This is a genomic window from Gracilibacillus saliphilus (genome assembly GCF_010994085.1).
GTDB classification, from domain to species: Bacteria; Bacillota; Bacilli; order Bacillales; family Amphibacillaceae; genus Gracilibacillus; species Gracilibacillus lacisalsi.
On the sequence record NZ_WJEB01000052.1, the window covers coordinates 1 to 18,919 of the forward strand.

At 35.4% G+C, this 18,919-nt stretch carries 21 protein-coding genes; all 21 read left to right on the forward strand.

Going from position 1 to position 18,919, the window contains the following annotated elements:
* Positions 1 to 147: 147 nt before the first annotated feature.
* The 21 genes from GHT08_RS21200 to aroA all read left to right on the forward strand — a co-directional run bounded on the left by GHT08_RS21200 (position 148) and on the right by aroA (position 18,788).
* The gene (locus GHT08_RS21200) at positions 148 to 747 is read left to right on the forward strand and encodes a YphA family membrane protein (RefSeq protein ID WP_163583386.1); all 600 of its coding nucleotides are present in this window, start codon (positions 148 to 150) and stop codon (positions 745 to 747) included.
* Complete coding sequence (locus tag GHT08_RS21205; protein ID WP_163583387.1) at positions 744 to 1,628, forward strand: YIEGIA family protein; 885 nt, start codon at positions 744 to 746, stop codon at positions 1,626 to 1,628. The genes GHT08_RS21200 and GHT08_RS21205 overlap by 4 nt, the downstream gene beginning before the upstream one ends.
* A 5-nt stretch (positions 1,629 to 1,633) precedes the next feature.
* Positions 1,634 to 1,819, forward strand: coding sequence for a capping complex subunit for YIEGIA (locus GHT08_RS21210; RefSeq protein ID WP_018934344.1), 186 nt, complete (start codon positions 1,634 to 1,636; stop codon positions 1,817 to 1,819).
* Positions 1,820 to 1,951: 132 nt separating this feature from the next.
* Positions 1,952 to 3,262, forward strand: coding sequence for a ribosome biogenesis GTPase Der (der, locus tag GHT08_RS21215; RefSeq protein ID WP_153836418.1), 1,311 nt, complete (start codon positions 1,952 to 1,954; stop codon positions 3,260 to 3,262).
* An 11-nt stretch (positions 3,263 to 3,273) separates the two neighbouring features.
* On the forward strand, positions 3,274 to 4,314 hold the full coding sequence (locus GHT08_RS21220) for an NAD(P)H-dependent glycerol-3-phosphate dehydrogenase (protein WP_163583388.1): 1,041 nt from the start codon (positions 3,274 to 3,276) through the stop codon (positions 4,312 to 4,314).
* A gap of 58 nt (positions 4,315 to 4,372) precedes the next feature.
* The gene (locus GHT08_RS21225; protein WP_163583389.1) at positions 4,373 to 4,633 is read left to right on the forward strand and encodes a stage VI sporulation protein F; all 261 of its coding nucleotides are present in this window, start codon (positions 4,373 to 4,375) and stop codon (positions 4,631 to 4,633) included.
* A gap of 291 nt (positions 4,634 to 4,924) precedes the next feature.
* Positions 4,925 to 5,122 carry a DUF2768 domain-containing protein gene (locus GHT08_RS21230; RefSeq protein ID WP_026287412.1) on the forward strand — a complete coding sequence of 66 codons (198 nt, stop codon included), beginning with the start codon at positions 4,925 to 4,927 and terminating at the stop codon, positions 5,120 to 5,122.
* Positions 5,123 to 5,144: 22 nt separating this feature from the next.
* Positions 5,145 to 5,873 (forward strand): hypothetical protein, encoded by a 729-nt coding sequence (locus tag GHT08_RS21235; RefSeq protein ID WP_163583390.1) that lies wholly within the window; start codon positions 5,145 to 5,147, stop codon positions 5,871 to 5,873.
* Positions 5,874 to 6,523: 650 nt separating this feature from the next.
* Complete coding sequence (gene spoIVA, locus GHT08_RS21240; protein ID WP_018934350.1) at positions 6,524 to 8,002, forward strand: stage IV sporulation protein A; 1,479 nt, start codon at positions 6,524 to 6,526, stop codon at positions 8,000 to 8,002.
* 353 nt (positions 8,003 to 8,355) lie between these two features.
* Complete coding sequence (locus GHT08_RS21245; RefSeq protein ID WP_033405291.1) at positions 8,356 to 8,628, forward strand: HU family DNA-binding protein; 273 nt, start codon at positions 8,356 to 8,358, stop codon at positions 8,626 to 8,628.
* 184 nt (positions 8,629 to 8,812) lie between these two features.
* Positions 8,813 to 9,595 (forward strand): heptaprenyl diphosphate synthase component 1, encoded by a 783-nt coding sequence (locus tag GHT08_RS21250; RefSeq protein WP_163583391.1) that lies wholly within the window; start codon positions 8,813 to 8,815, stop codon positions 9,593 to 9,595.
* Positions 9,592 to 10,308, forward strand: a complete 717-nt coding sequence (locus GHT08_RS21255) for a demethylmenaquinone methyltransferase (protein ID WP_163583392.1) — start codon at positions 9,592 to 9,594, stop codon at positions 10,306 to 10,308. The genes GHT08_RS21250 and GHT08_RS21255 overlap by 4 nt, the downstream gene beginning before the upstream one ends.
* A gap of 12 nt (positions 10,309 to 10,320) precedes the next feature.
* Positions 10,321 to 11,292, forward strand: coding sequence for a heptaprenyl diphosphate synthase component II (gene hepT, locus GHT08_RS21260; protein WP_163583393.1), 972 nt, complete (start codon positions 10,321 to 10,323; stop codon positions 11,290 to 11,292).
* 10 nt (positions 11,293 to 11,302) lie between these two features.
* Positions 11,303 to 11,752: a nucleoside-diphosphate kinase gene (gene ndk / locus GHT08_RS21265; protein ID WP_193568334.1), complete on the forward strand. Its 450-nt coding sequence runs from the start codon at positions 11,303 to 11,305 to the stop codon at positions 11,750 to 11,752.
* 35 nt (positions 11,753 to 11,787) lie between these two features.
* The gene (locus GHT08_RS21270) at positions 11,788 to 12,558 is read left to right on the forward strand and encodes a CheR family methyltransferase (protein ID WP_163583395.1); all 771 of its coding nucleotides are present in this window, start codon (positions 11,788 to 11,790) and stop codon (positions 12,556 to 12,558) included.
* A gap of 86 nt (positions 12,559 to 12,644) precedes the next feature.
* Positions 12,645 to 13,811: a chorismate synthase gene (aroC, locus tag GHT08_RS21275; protein ID WP_163583396.1), complete on the forward strand. Its 1,167-nt coding sequence runs from the start codon at positions 12,645 to 12,647 to the stop codon at positions 13,809 to 13,811.
* Positions 13,811 to 14,887, forward strand: a complete 1,077-nt coding sequence (aroB, locus tag GHT08_RS21280) for a 3-dehydroquinate synthase (RefSeq protein ID WP_163583400.1) — start codon at positions 13,811 to 13,813, stop codon at positions 14,885 to 14,887. The genes aroC and aroB overlap by 1 nt, the downstream gene beginning before the upstream one ends.
* Positions 14,887 to 15,255: a chorismate mutase gene (gene aroH, locus GHT08_RS21285; protein ID WP_163583397.1), complete on the forward strand. Its 369-nt coding sequence runs from the start codon at positions 14,887 to 14,889 to the stop codon at positions 15,253 to 15,255. The genes aroB and aroH overlap by 1 nt, the downstream gene beginning before the upstream one ends.
* A gap of 24 nt (positions 15,256 to 15,279) precedes the next feature.
* Positions 15,280 to 16,368, forward strand: coding sequence for a histidinol-phosphate transaminase (hisC, locus tag GHT08_RS21290; RefSeq protein ID WP_163583398.1), 1,089 nt, complete (start codon positions 15,280 to 15,282; stop codon positions 16,366 to 16,368).
* 14 nt (positions 16,369 to 16,382) lie between these two features.
* Positions 16,383 to 17,483, forward strand: coding sequence for a prephenate dehydrogenase (locus GHT08_RS21295; protein ID WP_193568335.1), 1,101 nt, complete (start codon positions 16,383 to 16,385; stop codon positions 17,481 to 17,483).
* A 12-nt stretch (positions 17,484 to 17,495) separates the two neighbouring features.
* Entirely contained in the window at positions 17,496 to 18,788 is a 1,293-nt protein-coding gene (gene aroA / locus GHT08_RS21300) for a 3-phosphoshikimate 1-carboxyvinyltransferase (RefSeq protein WP_163583399.1), read from the forward strand.
* Positions 18,789 to 18,919: the final 131 nt, after the last annotated feature.

Here is an 18,919-nt window from a genome sequence, read left to right on the forward strand (position 1 = left end):
TACACCAGGAAATTATAAATTTTTCGGATCTGGATAACATGTATAATTGCAAGGGCTATAAACACACTCCTTGTAAATTCTTCTACTATGTACTTGAAAAAAGATTAAAAACTAGGAAATCCGTACATACTGTTAAAGGTGATGTCCATGTATCAATATTTAACGATCTATTTATGCTGGGTGTTGTGGTGTTTTGTTACTTTTTTTATGTCGAAACAAGGAAAGCGCACCACCTATTCGATTGTATTACTGTTATTTTTAATATTTCTACCTTATGAAATTATTATCATTGATTTGCCAATGAATGTTTCTTTCCTGTTTCTATTAATTTATAGTGTTTTTACTACTATTCAAAGCAAATTGAGCTTTAAAAAGTATTTTTTGATTCTATTTTTCAGTTATTTATATGCTATTTATTTTATTTGGCGAATTACAAGTCCGATTCTAAATGACTTTGCTTTTATTACCATTGCAGTTATAAGTGGATTTTTATTGTTGCAACTTTCATCCAAAAATATTCATCAACAAATAATCATTCTAATTGCAGGTGTCAGCTTTGGTCAATTTATGTACAGCATTATATGCCGAAGTTATTACTTACAATATACGATTAATGAAACACATTTTTTCAGTATCTTATTATCTATCCTATTACTCATTGCTATCCAACATAGCTGGGAATATTTAATTAATAAAATAGAAAACATAGTAAGAATAGTGGAATTTAAAAAGAGGTGGAATTCGTGAATGAATATACATATCCGATTTTATTTGGAATTACGATTGGTACAATTGCTCGATTTATTATGTTAAAAACTGATTACCGACAATACCCCACCTATTTACATGGAAAAATAATTCATTTGGCGCTTGGGTTTATAGCGGCAAGCCTTGGAGCAGTTGCTGTTCCAGCGTTAATGGAAAAAGAGTTTACCGCAGTTACGTTTTTAACCATTGCGGCATCTCAGTTTAGAGAAGTCCGCAATATGGAAAGAGAGACGCTTACAGAAATGGACAGTTATGAGTTAGTTCCGAGAGGTAATACATATATTGAGGGAATAGCGATTGCGTTTGAAAGTAGAAATTACTTAGTGATTTTCACTTCATTATTGGGAACGCTAGCGTATTTAGTGTGGAATATATATGTCGCCATTGTAGTTTCTATATTGTGCTACCTCATTATTCGTAAGTATATGAGTGGATCAACACTCGGAGAGATTGTGGATATAGAGCATGCTCCAGTATCATTTGATGGTGCAGGGTTGTATGTGGATAATATTTACATTATGAATATCGGTTTACCAGAGCGCCAAGAAGAAATTTTAAAATATGGCATGGGTTTCGTGATAAAACCGAAAACATTTGATGTTCGTTCTTCTATTGCAAATTTAGGTCAACGTCAGGCGATACTACATGATATTTCCGTTTCATTAGGAGTTTTTCGAGATTCTGGTACGCCTGCTTTAGTTCCGCTTATTAAACGTGATTTAGATGATGGCCGTATTGGGGTATTTATCTTGCCTCAAAACAAAGACTTAAATCAGGCTATAAAGGTGCTTCATTCAGTTCCAGTTTTAGAAAATGCCGTTCGAATGCCATCTGAAGCTAATACGCAAAGTAAGGAGTGAAGTTGATGGAATTAGAAAAAGCGATTCTAGCCACAATCACTACTAATTCAAATAAGGTAACAGCAGGTGCATCGATCTTTATTTGCGAGAATAAGGAAGAAATGGACAAGGTAGCTGCCAATTTAGAAGCAATTTTAGACGGGATTAGTCATGCACTTAGTGATGAATTATATATTATCGTGAAACATTGACGGGTGAACGGTAATTTTATTATGTTAACAAATATATATTAACTTGTTTTATTTATATTAATTGTGGTAATTTAGTAAAGTGAAACGATAGAGGAACATTTTAGAAATCAATAATAGGAAGGATGTGCCTTCATGAGAAGTTCAGTTGTAGCAATAGTTGGAAGGCCAAATGTTGGAAAATCAACTATTTTTAATCGATTAGTCGGGGAAAGAATATCAATTGTGGAAGATGTTCCTGGAGTAACCCGAGATCGAATTTATGCAGAAGCAGAGTGGTTAAACACCACTTTTCGTTTAATAGACACTGGTGGTATTGAAATTGGCGATGAACCGTTATTAATTCAAATGCGTGAGCAAGCAGAAGTCGCTATCAGAGAGGCTGATGTTATTATATTTCTCGCAAATGGAAGAGAAGGGATTACAGCGGCTGATGAAGAGGTTGCTAAGATTCTGTACAAATCAAATAAACCTGTCGTATTAGCAGTAAATAAAGTAGATAATCCGGATATGCGGGAGCAGATCTACGAATTTTATGCTTTAGGATTTGGAGAGCCTCATCCCATTTCAGGAACACATGGATTAGGATTAGGGGATTTACTGGACAGTGTTGTTAACCTTTTTCCTGAAAGAGAGAATGAACCAGTAGATGAAGATGTTATTCATTTCAGCCTGATTGGTCGACCAAATGTAGGGAAATCCTCTTTGGTTAATGCCATTTTAAATGAAGAACGGGTTATAGTTAGTGATATTGCTGGTACAACGCGTGATGCGATTGATACCAATTTCAGTAAAGACGATCGTGACTTTGTCATTATTGATACAGCCGGCATGAGAAAAAGAGGAAAAATCTATGAAACTACCGAAAAATACAGTATTTTAAGGGCATTAAAAGCTATTGAACGATCGGATGTTGTTCTAACCTTAATTGATGCTGAAACAGGTATTATTGAACAAGATAAAAAAATTGCAGGCTATGCACATGAAGCAGGAAAAGCAGTTGTGATTGTTGTTAACAAATGGGATACGATAGAACAGCATGATCAAGCAATAAAAGAATTTGAGGATAACGTAAGAGCCCATTTTCCATTTTTAGATTATGCACCAATTGTGTACTTGTCAGCGAAAACGAAAAAAAGGATTCACACGCTTTTACCAAATGTGGTACAAGCCAGCGAAAACCATACAAAACGTGTTGAAACGAATGTTTTAAATGATGTCATAATGGATGCACTAGCAATAAATCCAACACCAACAAAACATGGGAAAAGGTTGAAAGTGTTATATGCAACTCAAGTCGCGGTTAAGCCACCAACTTTTGTTGTGTTTGTTAATGAGCCGGAACTCATGCACTTTTCATATGAACGATTCCTAGAAAATCAAATACGTGAAGCGTTTGGTTTTGAGGGTACTCCGATAAAAATTTATGCTCGCAAGCGAAGTTAGAGGTGAATGAGATGTCAAAAGTAGCTGTTCTAGGTGCAGGTAGCTGGGGTACAGCACTTGCAATGGTTTTATGTGATAACCATCATAATGTAAGGCTCTGGACACATAACCCAGATCAAAAAAAAGCGATGGAACTCGAAAGAAAAAACAAAAAATATTTACCTAATATTGAACTCCCAGCATCATTAGCAATTTATGATGATCTCAGTCAAGCAATTGAACAAGTAGAAGCAATTGTATTAGTTGTGCCAACAAAAGCAATACGAGAAATTTGCCAAAAACTGAATCATGTCTTAAATCATAAAGTAGTTATCATTCACGGCAGTAAAGGGATTGAACCTGATAGTCATTATCGTATTTCACAAATGATTAAAGAAGAGCTGTCCCAAAGTTTATACGATGATGTTGTGGCACTTTCAGGACCAAGTCATGCTGAAGAGGTGAGTGTGAAGCATCCTACGACATTGACAGCTGCTTCAGAAAATGGTGAATTGGCCGCATTTACACAAGATTTATTTATCAATCAGTATTTTCGAGTGTACACAAGTAAAGATATTATTGGGGTAGAACTAGGTGGTGCACTAAAAAATATTATCGCTTTAGGTGCCGGAATATCCGACGGACTAGGTTATGGTGACAATGCAAAAGCAGCGCTTATCACCAGAGGTTTAGCCGAAATTTCACGGTTAGCGACCATTAAGGGTGCGAATCCATTAACATTTATCGGTTTATCAGGAGTTGGTGACCTTATTGTTACTTGTACAAGTGCGCACAGTCGTAATTGGCGAGCGGGTAATATGTTAGGTAAAGGAATTCCATTACATGATATTTTGCGTAAAATGGGCATGATCGTAGAGGGAATTCGTACGACTGAAGCAGTCTACCAGTTGGCGAAGAAAGAAAATATCGAAATGCCGATAACTACTGGTATATATGACGTAATTTATGAAATAAGATCACCAAAAGAAGTAGTTGACGATCTCATGACTAGAAACCGAACAAATGAAGTAGATGATATTTCATCCTTACTTCTAAATAGGTATATGGATTAACTGTTTAACTCCTCCGTGCATACTATAAGAATGACTATAGTAGTTAGGAGGAGTTAATTTGAGTGACTTTAAACAAAACATGTTTGATCAGATTCAAAAAAATTCCAATGTCCAGCCTGATCAAATTATGAAAGTGGCACAATCTGTTCAAAATGCGGATTTTTCTGATGAAAAGACAGTAAGAAAATTAGTCAAGCAATTAGCCAAACTTTCTGGAAAACCTGTGTCAAAACAAAAAGAAGAAAAAATTGTGAAAGCAATCACAAGCAATAATATGCCTAAAGATATGAATTCGTTAAGTAAATTGTTTAAAAACTAACATTATAGGCACATGAGGATGCAAGGTCTTATTGCTTCGCATACAATAAATCGCACAAGCATTCACTTTCAGGGTGATGATGGGTATTTATTTAGTCACAACCGGAGTAGATTTTGCCCCTACTACTTCGGTTTTTTTGTACTTTAGGAAAATATTAAATATTCCTTAGTCTCTGTTGTTGCTAAAATAACCGTGTTTGTATTCGGGCTTTCCTCTTTTTTAAAAAATTATGTTATAATATGTAACGATGTATATAATTATGTAGAAATCGTAAGAAAGGATGAATGTCAGTTGTCAGATCCATTAATGAAAATGTGGATATCGTTTGGAGGCATGGGCGCACTTATATTATCCATGGTATTAATTGTACTTAGCAGATATAAATTAAAAGGGATTTTATCAGGTATTGTGGCATTTGTTGCCTATAGCTGTTTAATTATAGGTGGCATTATCATTACGTTAGTAGTTATTAGCGGGCCATCATCCTGATAAGGAGGAAAGACAAATAACAATGGTACATAAACTTATCGTATTTACTTTTAGTTTGATTTTGCTGACAGGTTGCATGTATCCATCAGAAAATCTCAGCGAAAATCAAATTTCAAATGATACTCAACTACAGTTAGTTCAAAATGCAATAGATCTCTACGCAGAACAAAATAATGGTATTCTACCGATTGTAACCAAAGAAAGTGATACACCCTTATATCAAAAATACCTTATTGATTTTAGTTTGTTAAAGCAACAAGGACTTATTCAATCTATTCCTGGAACAGCTTTTGAAAATGCCGGGAGTTATCAATATGTCTTAGTTGATGTGGAAGAAAATCCAACAGTTAAAGTAATTGATTTACATTTAACAGATGAGCTAAGATCCATCCAACAACGGTTAACGATATACCGAGATGAACATACATATCCACCATTTGGAGACAAAGTTGAAGGTGGTGTATACGAACTAGATTATGAGGAGCTTAATTTAGATGCGGCACCAAGTGTAAACAGTCCGTATTCTGAGAATCGTTTACCAGTTTATATTAGTACGGACGGTAATCTATTAATTGATTACCGAATGGAGCTGTACCAAGCTTTACAAGAAAAAAATCACACCTATAAAAACGGGGATGATATCAGACCTATCCTTATTGAGGATCATCCCGTTGTTCCTGCATACAGTATTCCATTTACAGTAGAAGATAATGAGCCAGTATTTGCACCAGAAATAGAAGAAGGATGGTAAATGAGCATATGTTAGAAAAAAACTTATCCTAGGATAAGTTTTTTCTATGTCTTAAAGAAAACGCTTAAACTGCGAAATAACGCGTCCAGTAAATCGGGGATGGATTTAGGACATTTGTTCCGTTATTCAACGATAATAAAGCTGATTTTCACCAAAAGTAACTGAATAAGGGATTAGATATGTCCGCAAACACCGAAATACTTGTTTTATTCTCTCAAATAACGCACTAAACGTTCCTTCAACAAACGTTATCATCGAAGAAATTTTCAGTAGTTTACAGTAGTTATCTGCCTTGATTCAGATAAGCTGTACGCTGTTGTATGGTTAATTGTTACTTTTTTCTCTAAAAACGCAAACAAAGCCCTCTGTGACCAGAATTTTGCTTTTTAACTGGGTTATTAAGCAGTTGTGTCAAAAGGGCATTATTGTTGAAAAGATTCTCTTCTATGAAAGCTTTTCTAATTTTTGTGAATAAACTAGTTCTTTACCTCATATGTTGAAGTTAGAACTGGATAATCCATAGGCGCTATATCAGGAAAAGTTTATTTATTATGCGAATATTTAGCATAAATTAATAGGACAACATCATAGAATAGAATTGTCAAAGATTCGAAGGAATGATGAGGTCGAATAGATCGGGAGGGGATCATTTGGAAAGGGTAGATATCTTCAAGGATATTTCAAAACGGACGAATGGTGATATTTATTTAGGAGTTGTTGGAGCAGTTCGGACCGGTAAGTCTACTTTCATTAAGAAATTTATGGAAAAGACAGTCTTACCAAACATGCCGAATGAAAGTGATCGATTGAGAGCGCAGGATGAATTACCACAAAGTGCAGCTGGAAAAACAATTATGACAACTGAACCGAAATTTGTTCCTAATCAGGCAGTGTCGTTAACAGTTGAGGAGGGATTAGATGTTAATGTCCGATTAGTAGATTGTGTAGGATATACTGTTAATGGCGCACAAGGTTTTGAAGATGAAAATGGTCCACGCATGATTCATACACCTTGGTACGAAGAACCTATACCTTTTCATGATGCAGCCGAAATCGGAACAAGGAAAGTAATTCAAGAACACTCTACAATGGGAATTGTCGTAACAACTGACGGTAGTATTGGTGAAATACCAAGAGAAGACTATGAAGACGCAGAATCACGTATTGTAGATGAATTAAAAGAAGTCGGTAAACCATTTATTATGATTATTAATTCCGTACAACCTTATAATCAAGAAACGGAATTGTTAAGGCAAGACCTTACAGAAAAGTATGATATTCCAGTTCTATCCATGAGTGTGGAAAGCATGACTGAGCATGATGTTAATAATGTATTAAGAGAAGTACTTTACGAGTTTCCAGTGCTTGAAGTCAATGTTAACTTACCTAGTTGGGTATTAGTTTTAGATGAGTCACATTGGTTAAGACAAAATTATCAACTCGCTATCGAGGAAACGGTTAAAGATATAAGAAGGTTAAGAGATGTTGACCATGTAATCGGTCAATTTGATCAATTTGATTATATTCAGCAAGCTTCTTTAGCAGGAATTGAGATGGGGGAAGGAATAGCAGATATTGACCTTCATGCTCCAGATGAATTATACGATCAAGTATTAAAAGAAATCGTTGGTGAAGAGATTAGAGGGAAAGATCACTTACTACAATTGATGCAAGAATTTACCAATGCTAAAAAAGAGTATGATCAAATCGCTGAAGCATTAAAAATGGTAAAACAAACTGGATATGGGGTAGCAGCTCCGGCTTTAACGGATATGGCATTGGAAGAGCCTGAAATTATTAGACAAGGTTCAAGATTTGGAGTTCGTTTGAAAGCTGTAGCACCGTCGATTCACATGATAAAAGTAGATGTGGAGTCAGAATTTGCGCCGATTATCGGTACCGAAAAACAAAGTGAAGAATTAGTCAGATATTTAATGCAAGATTTTGAAGAAGATCCATTATCTATTTGGCAATCCGATATTTTTGGAAGATCATTAAGTTCAATCGTTAGAGAAGGTATTCAAGCAAAGCTATCACTTATGCCTGAAAACGCTAGGTTTAAATTAAAAGAGACTCTAGAACGAATCATCAATGAAGGTTCAGGTGGATTGATCGCTATCATTTTATAAAGAAGATTGAAAAAGCGTTAATGTATCAACATTACGCTTTTTTATTTTGTTTAAATTCAAATTTTATGGTAATAATAGGTAATGTGGATGAAACTTACGTCCTAATTACTAAAAATATTATAATATCAACGTTTGAAAACACTTGCATCCCGAAAAAACATATGATAACATTCTTGATAACTTAGCACGAAATGGAGAAAATAATAATTTTTTCTCTATGAAATGCGAATAATTGTTGAATTATCTTTCATTCTCAGTTATTATAAGCCTTGTCATCATTTGATGGATGACAATTAGCTATAAGTAATTCTTTGAAAGAAGTTTATAGCTTTTATTGGGAGGAGGTGAATATCATGAACAAAACAGATCTAATTAATGCAGTTGCAGAAAAAAGTGAACTTTCTAAAAAAGATGCAACAAAAGCTGTAGATGCAGTTTTTGAATCTATCATGGATTCACTTAAAGATGGAGACAAAGTTCAATTAATTGGTTTTGGTAATTTTGAGGTACGCGAGCGTGCTGCACGTAAAGGGCGTAATCCACAAACTGGGGATGAAATCGAAATTCCAGCAAGCAAAGTGCCTGCTTTTAAACCAGGTAAAGCCCTTAAAGATATCGTAAAATAATATGGTATTACATATGGGCAAGAGAGGGTGCAGATTGCACCCTTTTTTCATACCAACTATCCTAATTTTTCCTCTGAAATTATTCCCTTTCATAAAACACAAGTTTTATCTATCCTGTAAGATGTAAACTTATGATATACTATGTTAATATAGAATAGGATTTTGAAGAATTGTGGTGAATTTGATGACATACATAGACACAATTAATTATTATACAAACTTAATAACGCAAACCATTAACCAAAGCTTCTTGAATAAACATTTAGATGAACCAGAGATAGAAGTACATAAATTGATTACTCTTCATGAATTAGTCCAAGATAAACCAAATTACGAGGAATTAGTTCAGACAACCATGTTAGTTCAAATAGCGTTGAATACACATGATAAAATCAGCGTTGATTTTGAAGAAGAAAATATAAGGGAACAGCAACTTACAGTATTGGCAGGAGATTACTATTCAGGTATCTATTATCATTTATTAGCAAACCATAATAATTTACCGTTCATTCGTTTGCTTGCAGATGGGATTAATGAAATGACCCAAGCTAAAATTGCTTTTTATTATACCTATTTTAATGATCTAGATAATTTTCTTGCCGAATATAAAGAAATTGAGAGTAAACTGATAGAGAAAGTAGCTGAGTTTGTTAATAAAACAGAACAGCTACCGTATATAACTACTTGGCTTATGGCAAAACGTCTAGAATTTGAATTAATACAATTACGAAACGATAAGCGAACCTTTTTCCATAAATTAATTATAGGAAATGTACAAAGCATACATAAGAATGAGCAATTGGAGAAAGAAATGCGCCAACAATTAATGAAAATTAATCACGATTTAGATAAAATAATAGCTGATAATAAGAAAAACTTAACATTTCCAAAAGATTTAAATTTTTTTAATTATTATACGTTACAGAAAAAGTGGAATATGGTGTTGGAAGAAGGATTATCACAATGACAAAACAAACAAAAGAAGAAAAAGTACATCAAGTATTTGAAAAGATTTATAATAATTATGATTTTATGAATTCGATTATTTCATTCCAAAAACATAAAAAATGGCGAAACGATGTAATGAAAAGAATGCAAGTACAACCAGGAAATAAAGCTTTAGATGTATGTTGTGGGACAGGAGATTGGGCTTTTTCATTATCAGAAGCTGTAGGAGAAAATGGTGAAGTGATTGGTCTAGACTTTAGTCAAAACATGTTATCTGTTGCTAGAGAAAGGCAATCTGATCATTCACTTAACAATCTAACCTTTATACATGGTAACGCAATGGAACTACCGTTTGAAGATAATTATTTTGATTATGTAACTATTGGATTTGGTTTGCGAAATGTTCCAGATTACTTGCAAACTTTAAAAGAAATGCACCGTGTAGTTAAACCAGGAGGTATAGTTGTATGTCTCGAAACTTCGCAACCAACTGGAATCATCTTTCGGAAATTATATTATTTTTATTTTAAAAATATTATGCCTTTATTCGGTAAGCTTTTCGCGAAGAGTTATCAAGAATATGTGTGGTTACACGAGTCTGCGAAAGACTTTCCAGGAAAGGATGCGTTAAAGCGTTTATTTGAAGATGCTGGACTTGTAAATGTCCAATATAAAAGCTATACAGGCGGTGTAGCGGCCATGCATCTAGGTGAAAAACAAGTGAAGAAATAAAGGTGAAGTCAAATGAAGCTTGCAAAAACATATGCTTTTTTAAAAAAGGATTTATCAATAATTGAAGATGCATTGGAAGAAACGGTGTATGCAGACCAACCGGTTTTGCACGAAGCGTCTACCCAGTTATTAAAGGCTGGAGGGAAAAGGCTAAGACCGGTTTTTGTATTATTAGCATCTAAATTTGGTGATTATAACCTAAACAGAATCAAAAATGTCGCCAGTTCACTAGAGTTAATTCATATGGCATCACTTGTACATGATGATGTCATTGATAATTCTGATATAAGGCGTGGTAAACCAACAGTAAAAGCGAAATGGGACAATCAGGTAGCGATGCTCACAGGTGATTATATATTCGCTAAGGCATTACAACAATTTACTGAGATAGATAAGCCTAGAGCCCATCAAATACTGGCTAAAACGATGATGGAATTGACAGTTGGTGAAATTGAACAAATTAAAGATAAATATAACCTAGATCAAAATTTCAGGACCTATTTAAGACGAATAAAAAGAAAGACAGCTCTGTTAATATCCTCTAGCTGTCAGTTAGGTGCTATTGTGGCAAACACGGATAGTGAAACAGAGAAAGCTCTATTTCGTTATGGGTATTTTATGGGAATGTCTTATCAAATTATCGATGATATATTAGATTTTACTGCTTCCGAGAAAGAATTGGGAAAACCAGCTGGTAGCGATTTGATTCAAGGAAATATTACACTACCTGTATTATATGCTATGGAAAATCCGGCTATTCGACGAGAGTTGCAAGATGTCTTTGCAGATAGCAGTAATATAAGTCCTAAACTATTGAGCCCTATCATCTCAAAAATATCAAAATCTGACGCCATTACAAGAGCTAGAGAAGTGAGTGACCAATATCTTAAGAAAGCATATGATTCTCTTAACTTATTACCAGATAATCAAGCAAAAGAAGCTTTAGCTAATATTGCTAATTACATAGGAAACAGAAAAATATAACGAGGTGAATATGATGGAACAGACATTTTTAATGATCAAACCAGATGCTGTACAACGTAATTTAATTGGTGAAATAGTGACTAGATTTGAAAGAAAAGGGTTCAAATTAGTTGCTGCGAAACTTATGACCATTTCGGAACCTCTAGCAAAAAAGCACTATGCTGAACATGACGGGAAACCTTTCTTCCATGATTTAGTTTCCTTTATTACATCTGGACCTGTGTTTGCTATGGTATGGGAAGGCGAAAATGTAATTGAATCTTCTAGAAAGATGATGGGGAAAACGAATCCTCAAGAAGCTGAAACAGGTACAATCAGAGGTGATTTCGGACTAGTGATGCATCGTAATATTATTCATGGTTCTGATTCACCAGAAAGCGCAACAAGAGAAATCAATCTCTTTTTTAGGAAAGAAGAAATACAGAGCTATGGAAAAAATGTTGACTACTGGCTTTCATAGTTGCATCTGAACAGCAATATTGAGGGAGAAGAGACATGACGGATTATCAAACTTTTATAGGTCAGATATACAAGAAGACCGGCCTCGACTTATCTTTATACAAAGAGGTACAAATGAAAAGGCGTTTAACATCTTTAAGAAATAAACGAGGTTATCAATCTTTTAGCAGTTATTTTCAAGCAATCAACAAAGACCAGCAATTACTTCAGGAATTTTTAGATAAGGTTACCATCAATGTTTCAGAATTTTATCGTAATCCAGCAAGGTGGAGAGTGCTGGAAAGCAAAATTGTTCCGACATTAAAAAAAACAAAGAAGAAAATAAAAATTTGGAGTGCAGCTTGTTCTACAGGGGAGGAGCCATATACATTAGCGATTATTGCCAATCAATTCTGGAACCTAGCAGACATTGATATTCTGGCAACTGATATAGACCCTAATGTGTTAGCTAGAGCCAAGCAAGGTATTTATAATGAAAGAGCACTGCAAGAAGTACCTTCTGATATTAAAAAGAAATATTTTCATCAAGAAGGTGGTACATTTAAAGTAGATGATAAATTAAAACAGGCTATCACCTTTAAGGAACATAACCTACTAGCAGATCCTTATCCAACTCAAGTAGATTTGATTGTTTGCCGTAATGTACTCATTTATTTTACGGAAGAAGCCAAAAATTCGATTTATCATAAGTTTAGTGATGCATTAGCTGATGATGGTATTTTTTTTGTAGGAAGCACTGAACAAATATTTTCACCAGATAAATACGGGTTCAAAGTTTTGGACACCTTTTTTTATGGAAAAAAATAAAATACTTAAAAATCGGAATATTTCCACACACATTTTTCCCATGCTGTGTTATAGTAATACAAAAAATAATTTTGAGGGGGAGAACAATGCGATATTTAACTGCAGGTGAATCGCATGGTAAACAACAAACAACGATTATCGAGGGTTTACCAGCGAGAATGCCGATTACACAAGATGATATTAATGATTCGCTACTGCGCCGCCAGAAAGGCCACGGCAGAGGGAAGAGAATGCAAATAGAGAAAGATTTAGTAGATATAGTTGGTGGCGTACGTCATGGTTATACTTTAGGATCTCCTATCGCTCTAGTTGTACATAATGATGATTTTAAACACTGGATTGATATAATGGGAGAAGATCCTGTACCACAAGACCAAAATATTCGTCGGGTGGTAACTCGTCCACGTCCAGGTCATGCTGATTTAAATGGCGCACTGAAATATGGCCATCGAGATATGCGAAATATTTTAGAACGTTCGTCTGCCAGAGAAACAACTGCTCGAGTTGCAGCTGGTGCAGTTGCAAAAACATTATTAAAACAATTAGATATCAAAATTAGTGGTTATGTGAAAGAAATTGCAGGAATTAAAGCAGAAGAAAAACCGGAATTATCAATCGATGACAAGATACGTCTTTCAGAAGAATCACCTGTTCGCTGTTTAGATGAGACAGCTGGTAAACAAATGATGGATGCAATCGATCAAGCGAAAAAAGATGGGGATTCCATTGGTGGTGTTTGTGAAGTTGCTATTGAAGGATTACCCGCAGGAATTGGATCCTATGTACATTATGATCGGAAATTAGATGGTCGTATAGCCGGAGCAGTGCAAAGTATTAATGCCTTTAAAGGTGTTGAGTTTGGGATTGGGTTTGAAGCTGCTCGTAAAAATGGTAGTGAGGTACATGATGAAATTCTTTGGTCTGAAGAACGAGGCTATTACCGAAGAACGAATCGTTTAGGCGGTTTTGAAGGTGGAATGACAACCGGTATGCCAGTGATCGTAAAAGGAGTTATGAAACCAATTCCTACACTATACAAACCACTTCAAAGTGTGGATATTGAGACAAAAGAAGCTTTTAATGCAAGTATTGAAAGATCTGATTCCTGTGCTGTTCCGGCCGCAGCTGTGGTAATGGAACATGTAGTTGCATTTGAAATTGCAAAAGCGATATTGGAACAATTCCCGAACGATCAATTTCCGAAATTAAAAGAAGCAATTGATAACTATCGTGAGGAAATAAGGTGCTTTTAATGCATAGGCAGACAATAACAACTAGTACCAATCAATATGATGTTTTTGTCGGTAATGATATTTTGGGAAATTTGAAAGACTATCTACCTAAACCGTATCGAAATATAATGATTATTACGGATTCGGTGGTGAACGAGCTTTATACGGAAAAAGTTGTAGCCAACCTGCCAAATGATGCCAAGGTATCTATAAGTGTAGTTCCAACTGGAGAAGCTTCCAAAAGTATGGAGAACTATTATCAATTGCTGACAGAAGCGATTCACAATCAGTTAGATCGTAAATCGCTGATTATCGCACTTGGTGGAGGGATGATTGGCGATTTGGCGGGATTTGTTGCAGCTACTTATATGAGAGGAATTGACTTTATACAAGTTCCTACTACTATCTTAGCTCATGATAGTAGTGTAGGTGGCAAAGTTGCGATTAATCATCCTAAGGGTAAGAATTTAATCGGGAGTTTTTATCCACCGCAGGCAGTTCTTTATGATATTGATACGTTATATTCGCTACCAGCTAAAGAAAAGCGATCAGGTTATGCAGAAGTAGTGAAACATGGATTTATAAGTAACCGTACTTATCTGGAAGATATTTGGAAGGTAGACCTAACACAAGAGATTGATTCAAATGTGCTGACCGATCATCTGCAGAAAGGGATCGCTGTCAAAGCAAAGATCGTGGAACAGGATGAGAAGGAGTCAAATATTCGGAAATTTCTGAATTTTGGACATACGTTGGGTCATGCCATTGAATCGGAGCTAGGCTATGGGCAAATTACGCATGGTGAAGCAGTTGCGATTGGCATGTTATTTGCTATAAAAGTAAGTGAACAAAGATTAAGTAGTACGTTACCATATGAAACATTATATAATTGGCTATCCAAAAATCATTATCCGTTAGATTTGCCAGTGATATCAACTAAACAACTTGTTGATCGTATGAAAATAGATAAAAAGTCAGAGAATGCCACTGTTCAAATGGTATTATTACAAGAAATAGGTGTGCCGGTAACAGAAGATATACCAGATCAAGACCTCACCAATCTTCTTGAAAACTTTATGAGAGAGTTGGATTCTTAATGATAAGAGGAATACGAGGAGCAACAACTGTCAAGAACAATGATGCTGAAGAAATAGTCCAGACAACAAAAGAGATGATTGAAGTGATGGCTAGAGTAAACGAAATAGATCCTGAAACAATTGCTTCAGTAATGATCTCAGTAACTTCTGATTTAAATGCCACTTTTCCAGCTAAAGCACTACGTCTTATTGATGGTTGGAAGTATGTACCGGTAATGTGTATGCCAGAAATTGATGTTCCTGGTAGTTTGCCGAAATGTATTCGTGTAATGATGACGGTGAATACATCAAAATCTCAAAAAGAAATTGAACATATCTATCTAAACGATGCAGTAAAGCTAAGGCCCGACTTACTAGAAGAAAAGTAAGTACATGTGAAAGGAGTTATGTCATTGCAAGCAAAACAAGTATTTCAAAATATGTCACCATATACACCTGGAAAACAAATAGAAGATGTCAAAAAGGAATATGGCTTAACTAGAATAGTTAAATTAGCTTCAAATGAAAATCCATTCGGCTATTCAGATAAAATAAAAGAAGCTATTCCAAATATGATTGATCACTTGGAGATTTATCCTGATGGGTATGCGACTGCGTTAAGAGAAACATTAGCTAGGAAATTAAATGTAGGAGAGAAGCAGCTTATTTTTGGCTGCGGATCAGATGAAGTTGTCGATCTCATTTGTCGCACTTATTTAGAAGAAGGAACAAATACAGTAATGGCAACTCCAACGTTTCCTCAGTATAAACATAATGCTTTAATTCAAGGGGCAAATATTGTAGAAGTCCCCTTAATCAATGGTTATCATGATTTAGAAACAATGCTAGATAAAATCAATAGCCAAACAAAAGTTGTGTGGCTTTGTTCACCTAACAATCCTACTGGTTCATTAATCAGTGGTGAGAAGTTAACAGATTTTTTAGATAGATGTTCTTCAGATGTTATGGTTGTATTGGACGAAGCTTACTATGAATACATCGAAGCTAATCAAAACCCGAAAAGTCTGGGGTTATTAAAAAAATATTCGAATTTAGTAATTTTGCGTACCTTTTCAAAAGCTTATGGTATAGCTAATCTACGTGTAGGTTATGGTATTGCATCAGAAGAGGTTGCCACCTATTTAAATATCGCGCGTGGACCGTTTAATACAACTTCGATTTCACAATTATCCGCTCTAACAGCACTTGAAGATGAAGCTTTCTTACAACGTACTTATGAAGAAAATCTCGTGAATAAAAAAGCGTTTATGAAAAGTTGTGATGAGATGGGATTAAGCTATTATGATTCAGAAGCAAATTTCCTATTTGTGAAATTACCGACTTCAGGTGATGCCTTATTTGATTATTTATTAAGAAAAGGTTTCATCGTTCGCTCTGGTGAGGCATTAGGTCATCCTAATGGCGTACGAATTACCATAGGTTCCAAAGAACAAATGAGTGAATTAGTAACAAACATGAAAGAATATTTAGCATTAATATAAAAGGAGAATAAATCGTGAAGCAAACGGTTTTGATAGCGGGTCTCGGATTAATAGGAGGCTCGCTTGCTTTAAGTATACGTGAAACAAAAGAAGTACGATTGATAGGATATGATTCCAATTATAGTACTCTGGAATATGCTAAAATGAATAAAATCGTAGATGAAGTCTACAGTGATTTTACTGAGGCCTTGCTGCAGGCAGATATTTGTATTTTAGCTGCTCCAGTTTCTGTAACAATAGACCTGATTAACCATTTGAATACTATTTCGTTAAAGAAATCGCTCATCGTGACTGATGTTGGATCTGTTAAAGGGCCGATTATAGATGCGGCAAGTAAAATTAATTCACCTCACATCGCTTTTATCGGTGGTCACCCGATGGCAGGTTCACACAAGAAAGGAATTCAAGCAGCAAAAAAACATTTGTTTGAAAATGCGATCTATGTTCTATCCCCGACAGAAAGCAGCAGTGAAGAAGATGTAGAACGATTGCAAGCACTATTAACACCTACAAATAGTAAATTTTTAATTTTAGAACCAGAAGAACATGATGAAATGACAAGTGTCATTTCCCATTTTCCGCACTTAATTGCTTCATCACTTGTTCATCAAGCTAGAAATTGGCAAAAAACGCATCCATATATACATAAGCTCGCTGCAGGGGGTTTTCGAGATATTACAAGAATTGCTTCTAGTAACCCCTTAATGTGGAGAGATATTATTTTTCAGAACCGATCCAAAATGAGTCGATTATTAGCTGATTGGATAGAAGAGATGAAACAATTAAAAGAGTTGATTGACACGGGAGAAAAAACTCAAATCCAGCAATATTTAGAGCAAGCACGCGAATATCGTGATGGATTGGATAGTAGAAAACAGGGAGCTATTCCATCCTATTATGATATATATGTGGATATTTTTGACCAACCAGGTGCTATATTGAAAGTAATTGAGTTATTAGCTAATCACGATATTAGTATTAATAATATTGAAATATTGGAAATTAGAGAAGGAATTACTGGTGTGCTACGCTTAAGCTTCCAAAATAAAAATGATCAAGAACTAAGTCAGGCTATTTTGAAGAAAAATCACTATGATACAGTGATTGAAGAATAGGAGAGGAATATCTTGTCACAAAAAGTATTAGCATTTGAACAAAAGTCGCTAACGGGTCACATTACGGTTCCTGGAGATAAATCTATTTCTCATCGAGCGGTTATGTTTGGTTCTCTTGCAGAAGGAACAACAAAGATAACGAACTTTTTAGCTGGTGAGGATTGCTTGTCAACCATCGAAGCTTTTCAAGCAATGGGGGTTTCTATTAAGCGTGAAGATAATACTGTGTTGGTTAAATCAGAAGGGGTTAATGGTTTGCAAGAACCAGTTCAACCGATTAATCTTGGTAACTCTGGAACCACCGCTCGACTGTTGATGGGAATTTTAGCAGGCTTACCTTTCCACTTTACCTTGTATGGTGATGATTCACTATCGAAACGACCGATGGACCGGATTGTCCATCCGTTACGCGAAATGGGAGCGAAAATCGATGGTCGTGAACAAGGTAGGTTACTTCCAATTGCAATAAGAGGTGGGCGCTTGTCACCGATTGATTTCAAACCACCTGTAAAAAGTGCACAGGTTAAATCAGGTGTTTTATTAGCTGGTCTTTTAACAAATGGTATAACAACTGTTGAAGAAGTAACAAAAACACGTGATCACACGGAAAATATGCTACAAGCGTTTGGTGCTGATATTAATGTGGAAGGTACAAAAATAAAAATAACAGGTAATAAAAACTTAACAGGTTGTGATATCGAAGTACCTGGAGATATTTCATCAGCTGCTTTTTTCTTGGTAGCTGCTGCTATTACAGAAGGAAGTCATGTGACTATAGAAAATGTTGGTCTGAATCAAACTAGAACAGGTATCATAGATGTCTTGAACATGATGGGCATTTCCATCGATGTTGTGGAAAAAAGAACGATTGGTGGGGAGCCTATTGGTGATATTACGGTACGGGCTTCAAAACCAAAAGCTACTGTTATAGAAGGGGATATTATCCCTCGAATCATTGATGAAATTCCCATTATTGCATTGTTGGCCACACAAGCAGCTGGTCAAACCGTTATAAAGGATGCTGAAGAATTACGTTTTAAAGAAACAGACCGGATTGAATCAGTGGTCCATACATTATCAAAGTTAGGTGCGACCATTACTGGAACAAAGGATGGAATGATCATCGAAGGCAATATCAAGCTACATGGCGGTGTAACCGAATCATTTGGTGATCATCGGATTGGTATGATGATTGCAGTTGCCTCTCTTTTAACAGATGAAAAAGTAGAATTACATGATGACGAATGTATTGCTATTTCTTATCCAACTTTTTTCGAAGACTTACACTCCTTATTATCCAACTAAACCAAAAGCTCCAAGTTTAGTATATTTCTGAACTTGGAGCTTTTTCTGCTTAGGCAAAATCCATAAACTGCGCAGTAACGAGGAAAAGGAATTGCTCTCTGTCATTCTTCACTTAGAGAGTGCATGCAAAC

What these genes read in the sequence shown, in the direction of transcription:
- GHT08_RS21200 (WP_163583386.1), top strand. Translation starts at nt 148, where the DNA reads ATGTATCAATATTTAACGATCTATTTATGCTGGGTGTTGTGGTGTTTT.
- GHT08_RS21210 (WP_018934344.1), top strand. Translation starts at nt 1,634, where the DNA reads ATGGAATTAGAAAAAGCGATTCTAGCCACAATCACTACTAATTCAAAT.
- der (WP_153836418.1), top strand. Translation starts at nt 1,952, where the DNA reads ATGAGAAGTTCAGTTGTAGCAATAGTTGGAAGGCCAAATGTTGGAAAA.
- GHT08_RS21220 (WP_163583388.1), top strand. Translation starts at nt 3,274, where the DNA reads ATGTCAAAAGTAGCTGTTCTAGGTGCAGGTAGCTGGGGTACAGCACTT.
- GHT08_RS21235 (WP_163583390.1), top strand. Translation starts at nt 5,145, where the DNA reads ATGGTACATAAACTTATCGTATTTACTTTTAGTTTGATTTTGCTGACA.
- GHT08_RS21245 (WP_033405291.1), top strand. Translation starts at nt 8,356, where the DNA reads ATGAACAAAACAGATCTAATTAATGCAGTTGCAGAAAAAAGTGAACTT.
- GHT08_RS21250 (WP_163583391.1), top strand. Translation starts at nt 8,813, where the DNA reads ATGACATACATAGACACAATTAATTATTATACAAACTTAATAACGCAA.
- GHT08_RS21255 (WP_163583392.1), top strand. Translation starts at nt 9,592, where the DNA reads ATGACAAAACAAACAAAAGAAGAAAAAGTACATCAAGTATTTGAAAAG.
- hepT (WP_163583393.1), top strand. Translation starts at nt 10,321, where the DNA reads ATGAAGCTTGCAAAAACATATGCTTTTTTAAAAAAGGATTTATCAATA.
- ndk (WP_193568334.1), top strand. Translation starts at nt 11,303, where the DNA reads ATGATGGAACAGACATTTTTAATGATCAAACCAGATGCTGTACAACGT.
- GHT08_RS21270 (WP_163583395.1), top strand. Translation starts at nt 11,788, where the DNA reads ATGACGGATTATCAAACTTTTATAGGTCAGATATACAAGAAGACCGGC.
- aroC (WP_163583396.1), top strand. Translation starts at nt 12,645, where the DNA reads ATGCGATATTTAACTGCAGGTGAATCGCATGGTAAACAACAAACAACG.
- aroB (WP_163583400.1), top strand. Translation starts at nt 13,811, where the DNA reads ATGCATAGGCAGACAATAACAACTAGTACCAATCAATATGATGTTTTT.
- aroH (WP_163583397.1), top strand. Translation starts at nt 14,887, where the DNA reads ATGATAAGAGGAATACGAGGAGCAACAACTGTCAAGAACAATGATGCT.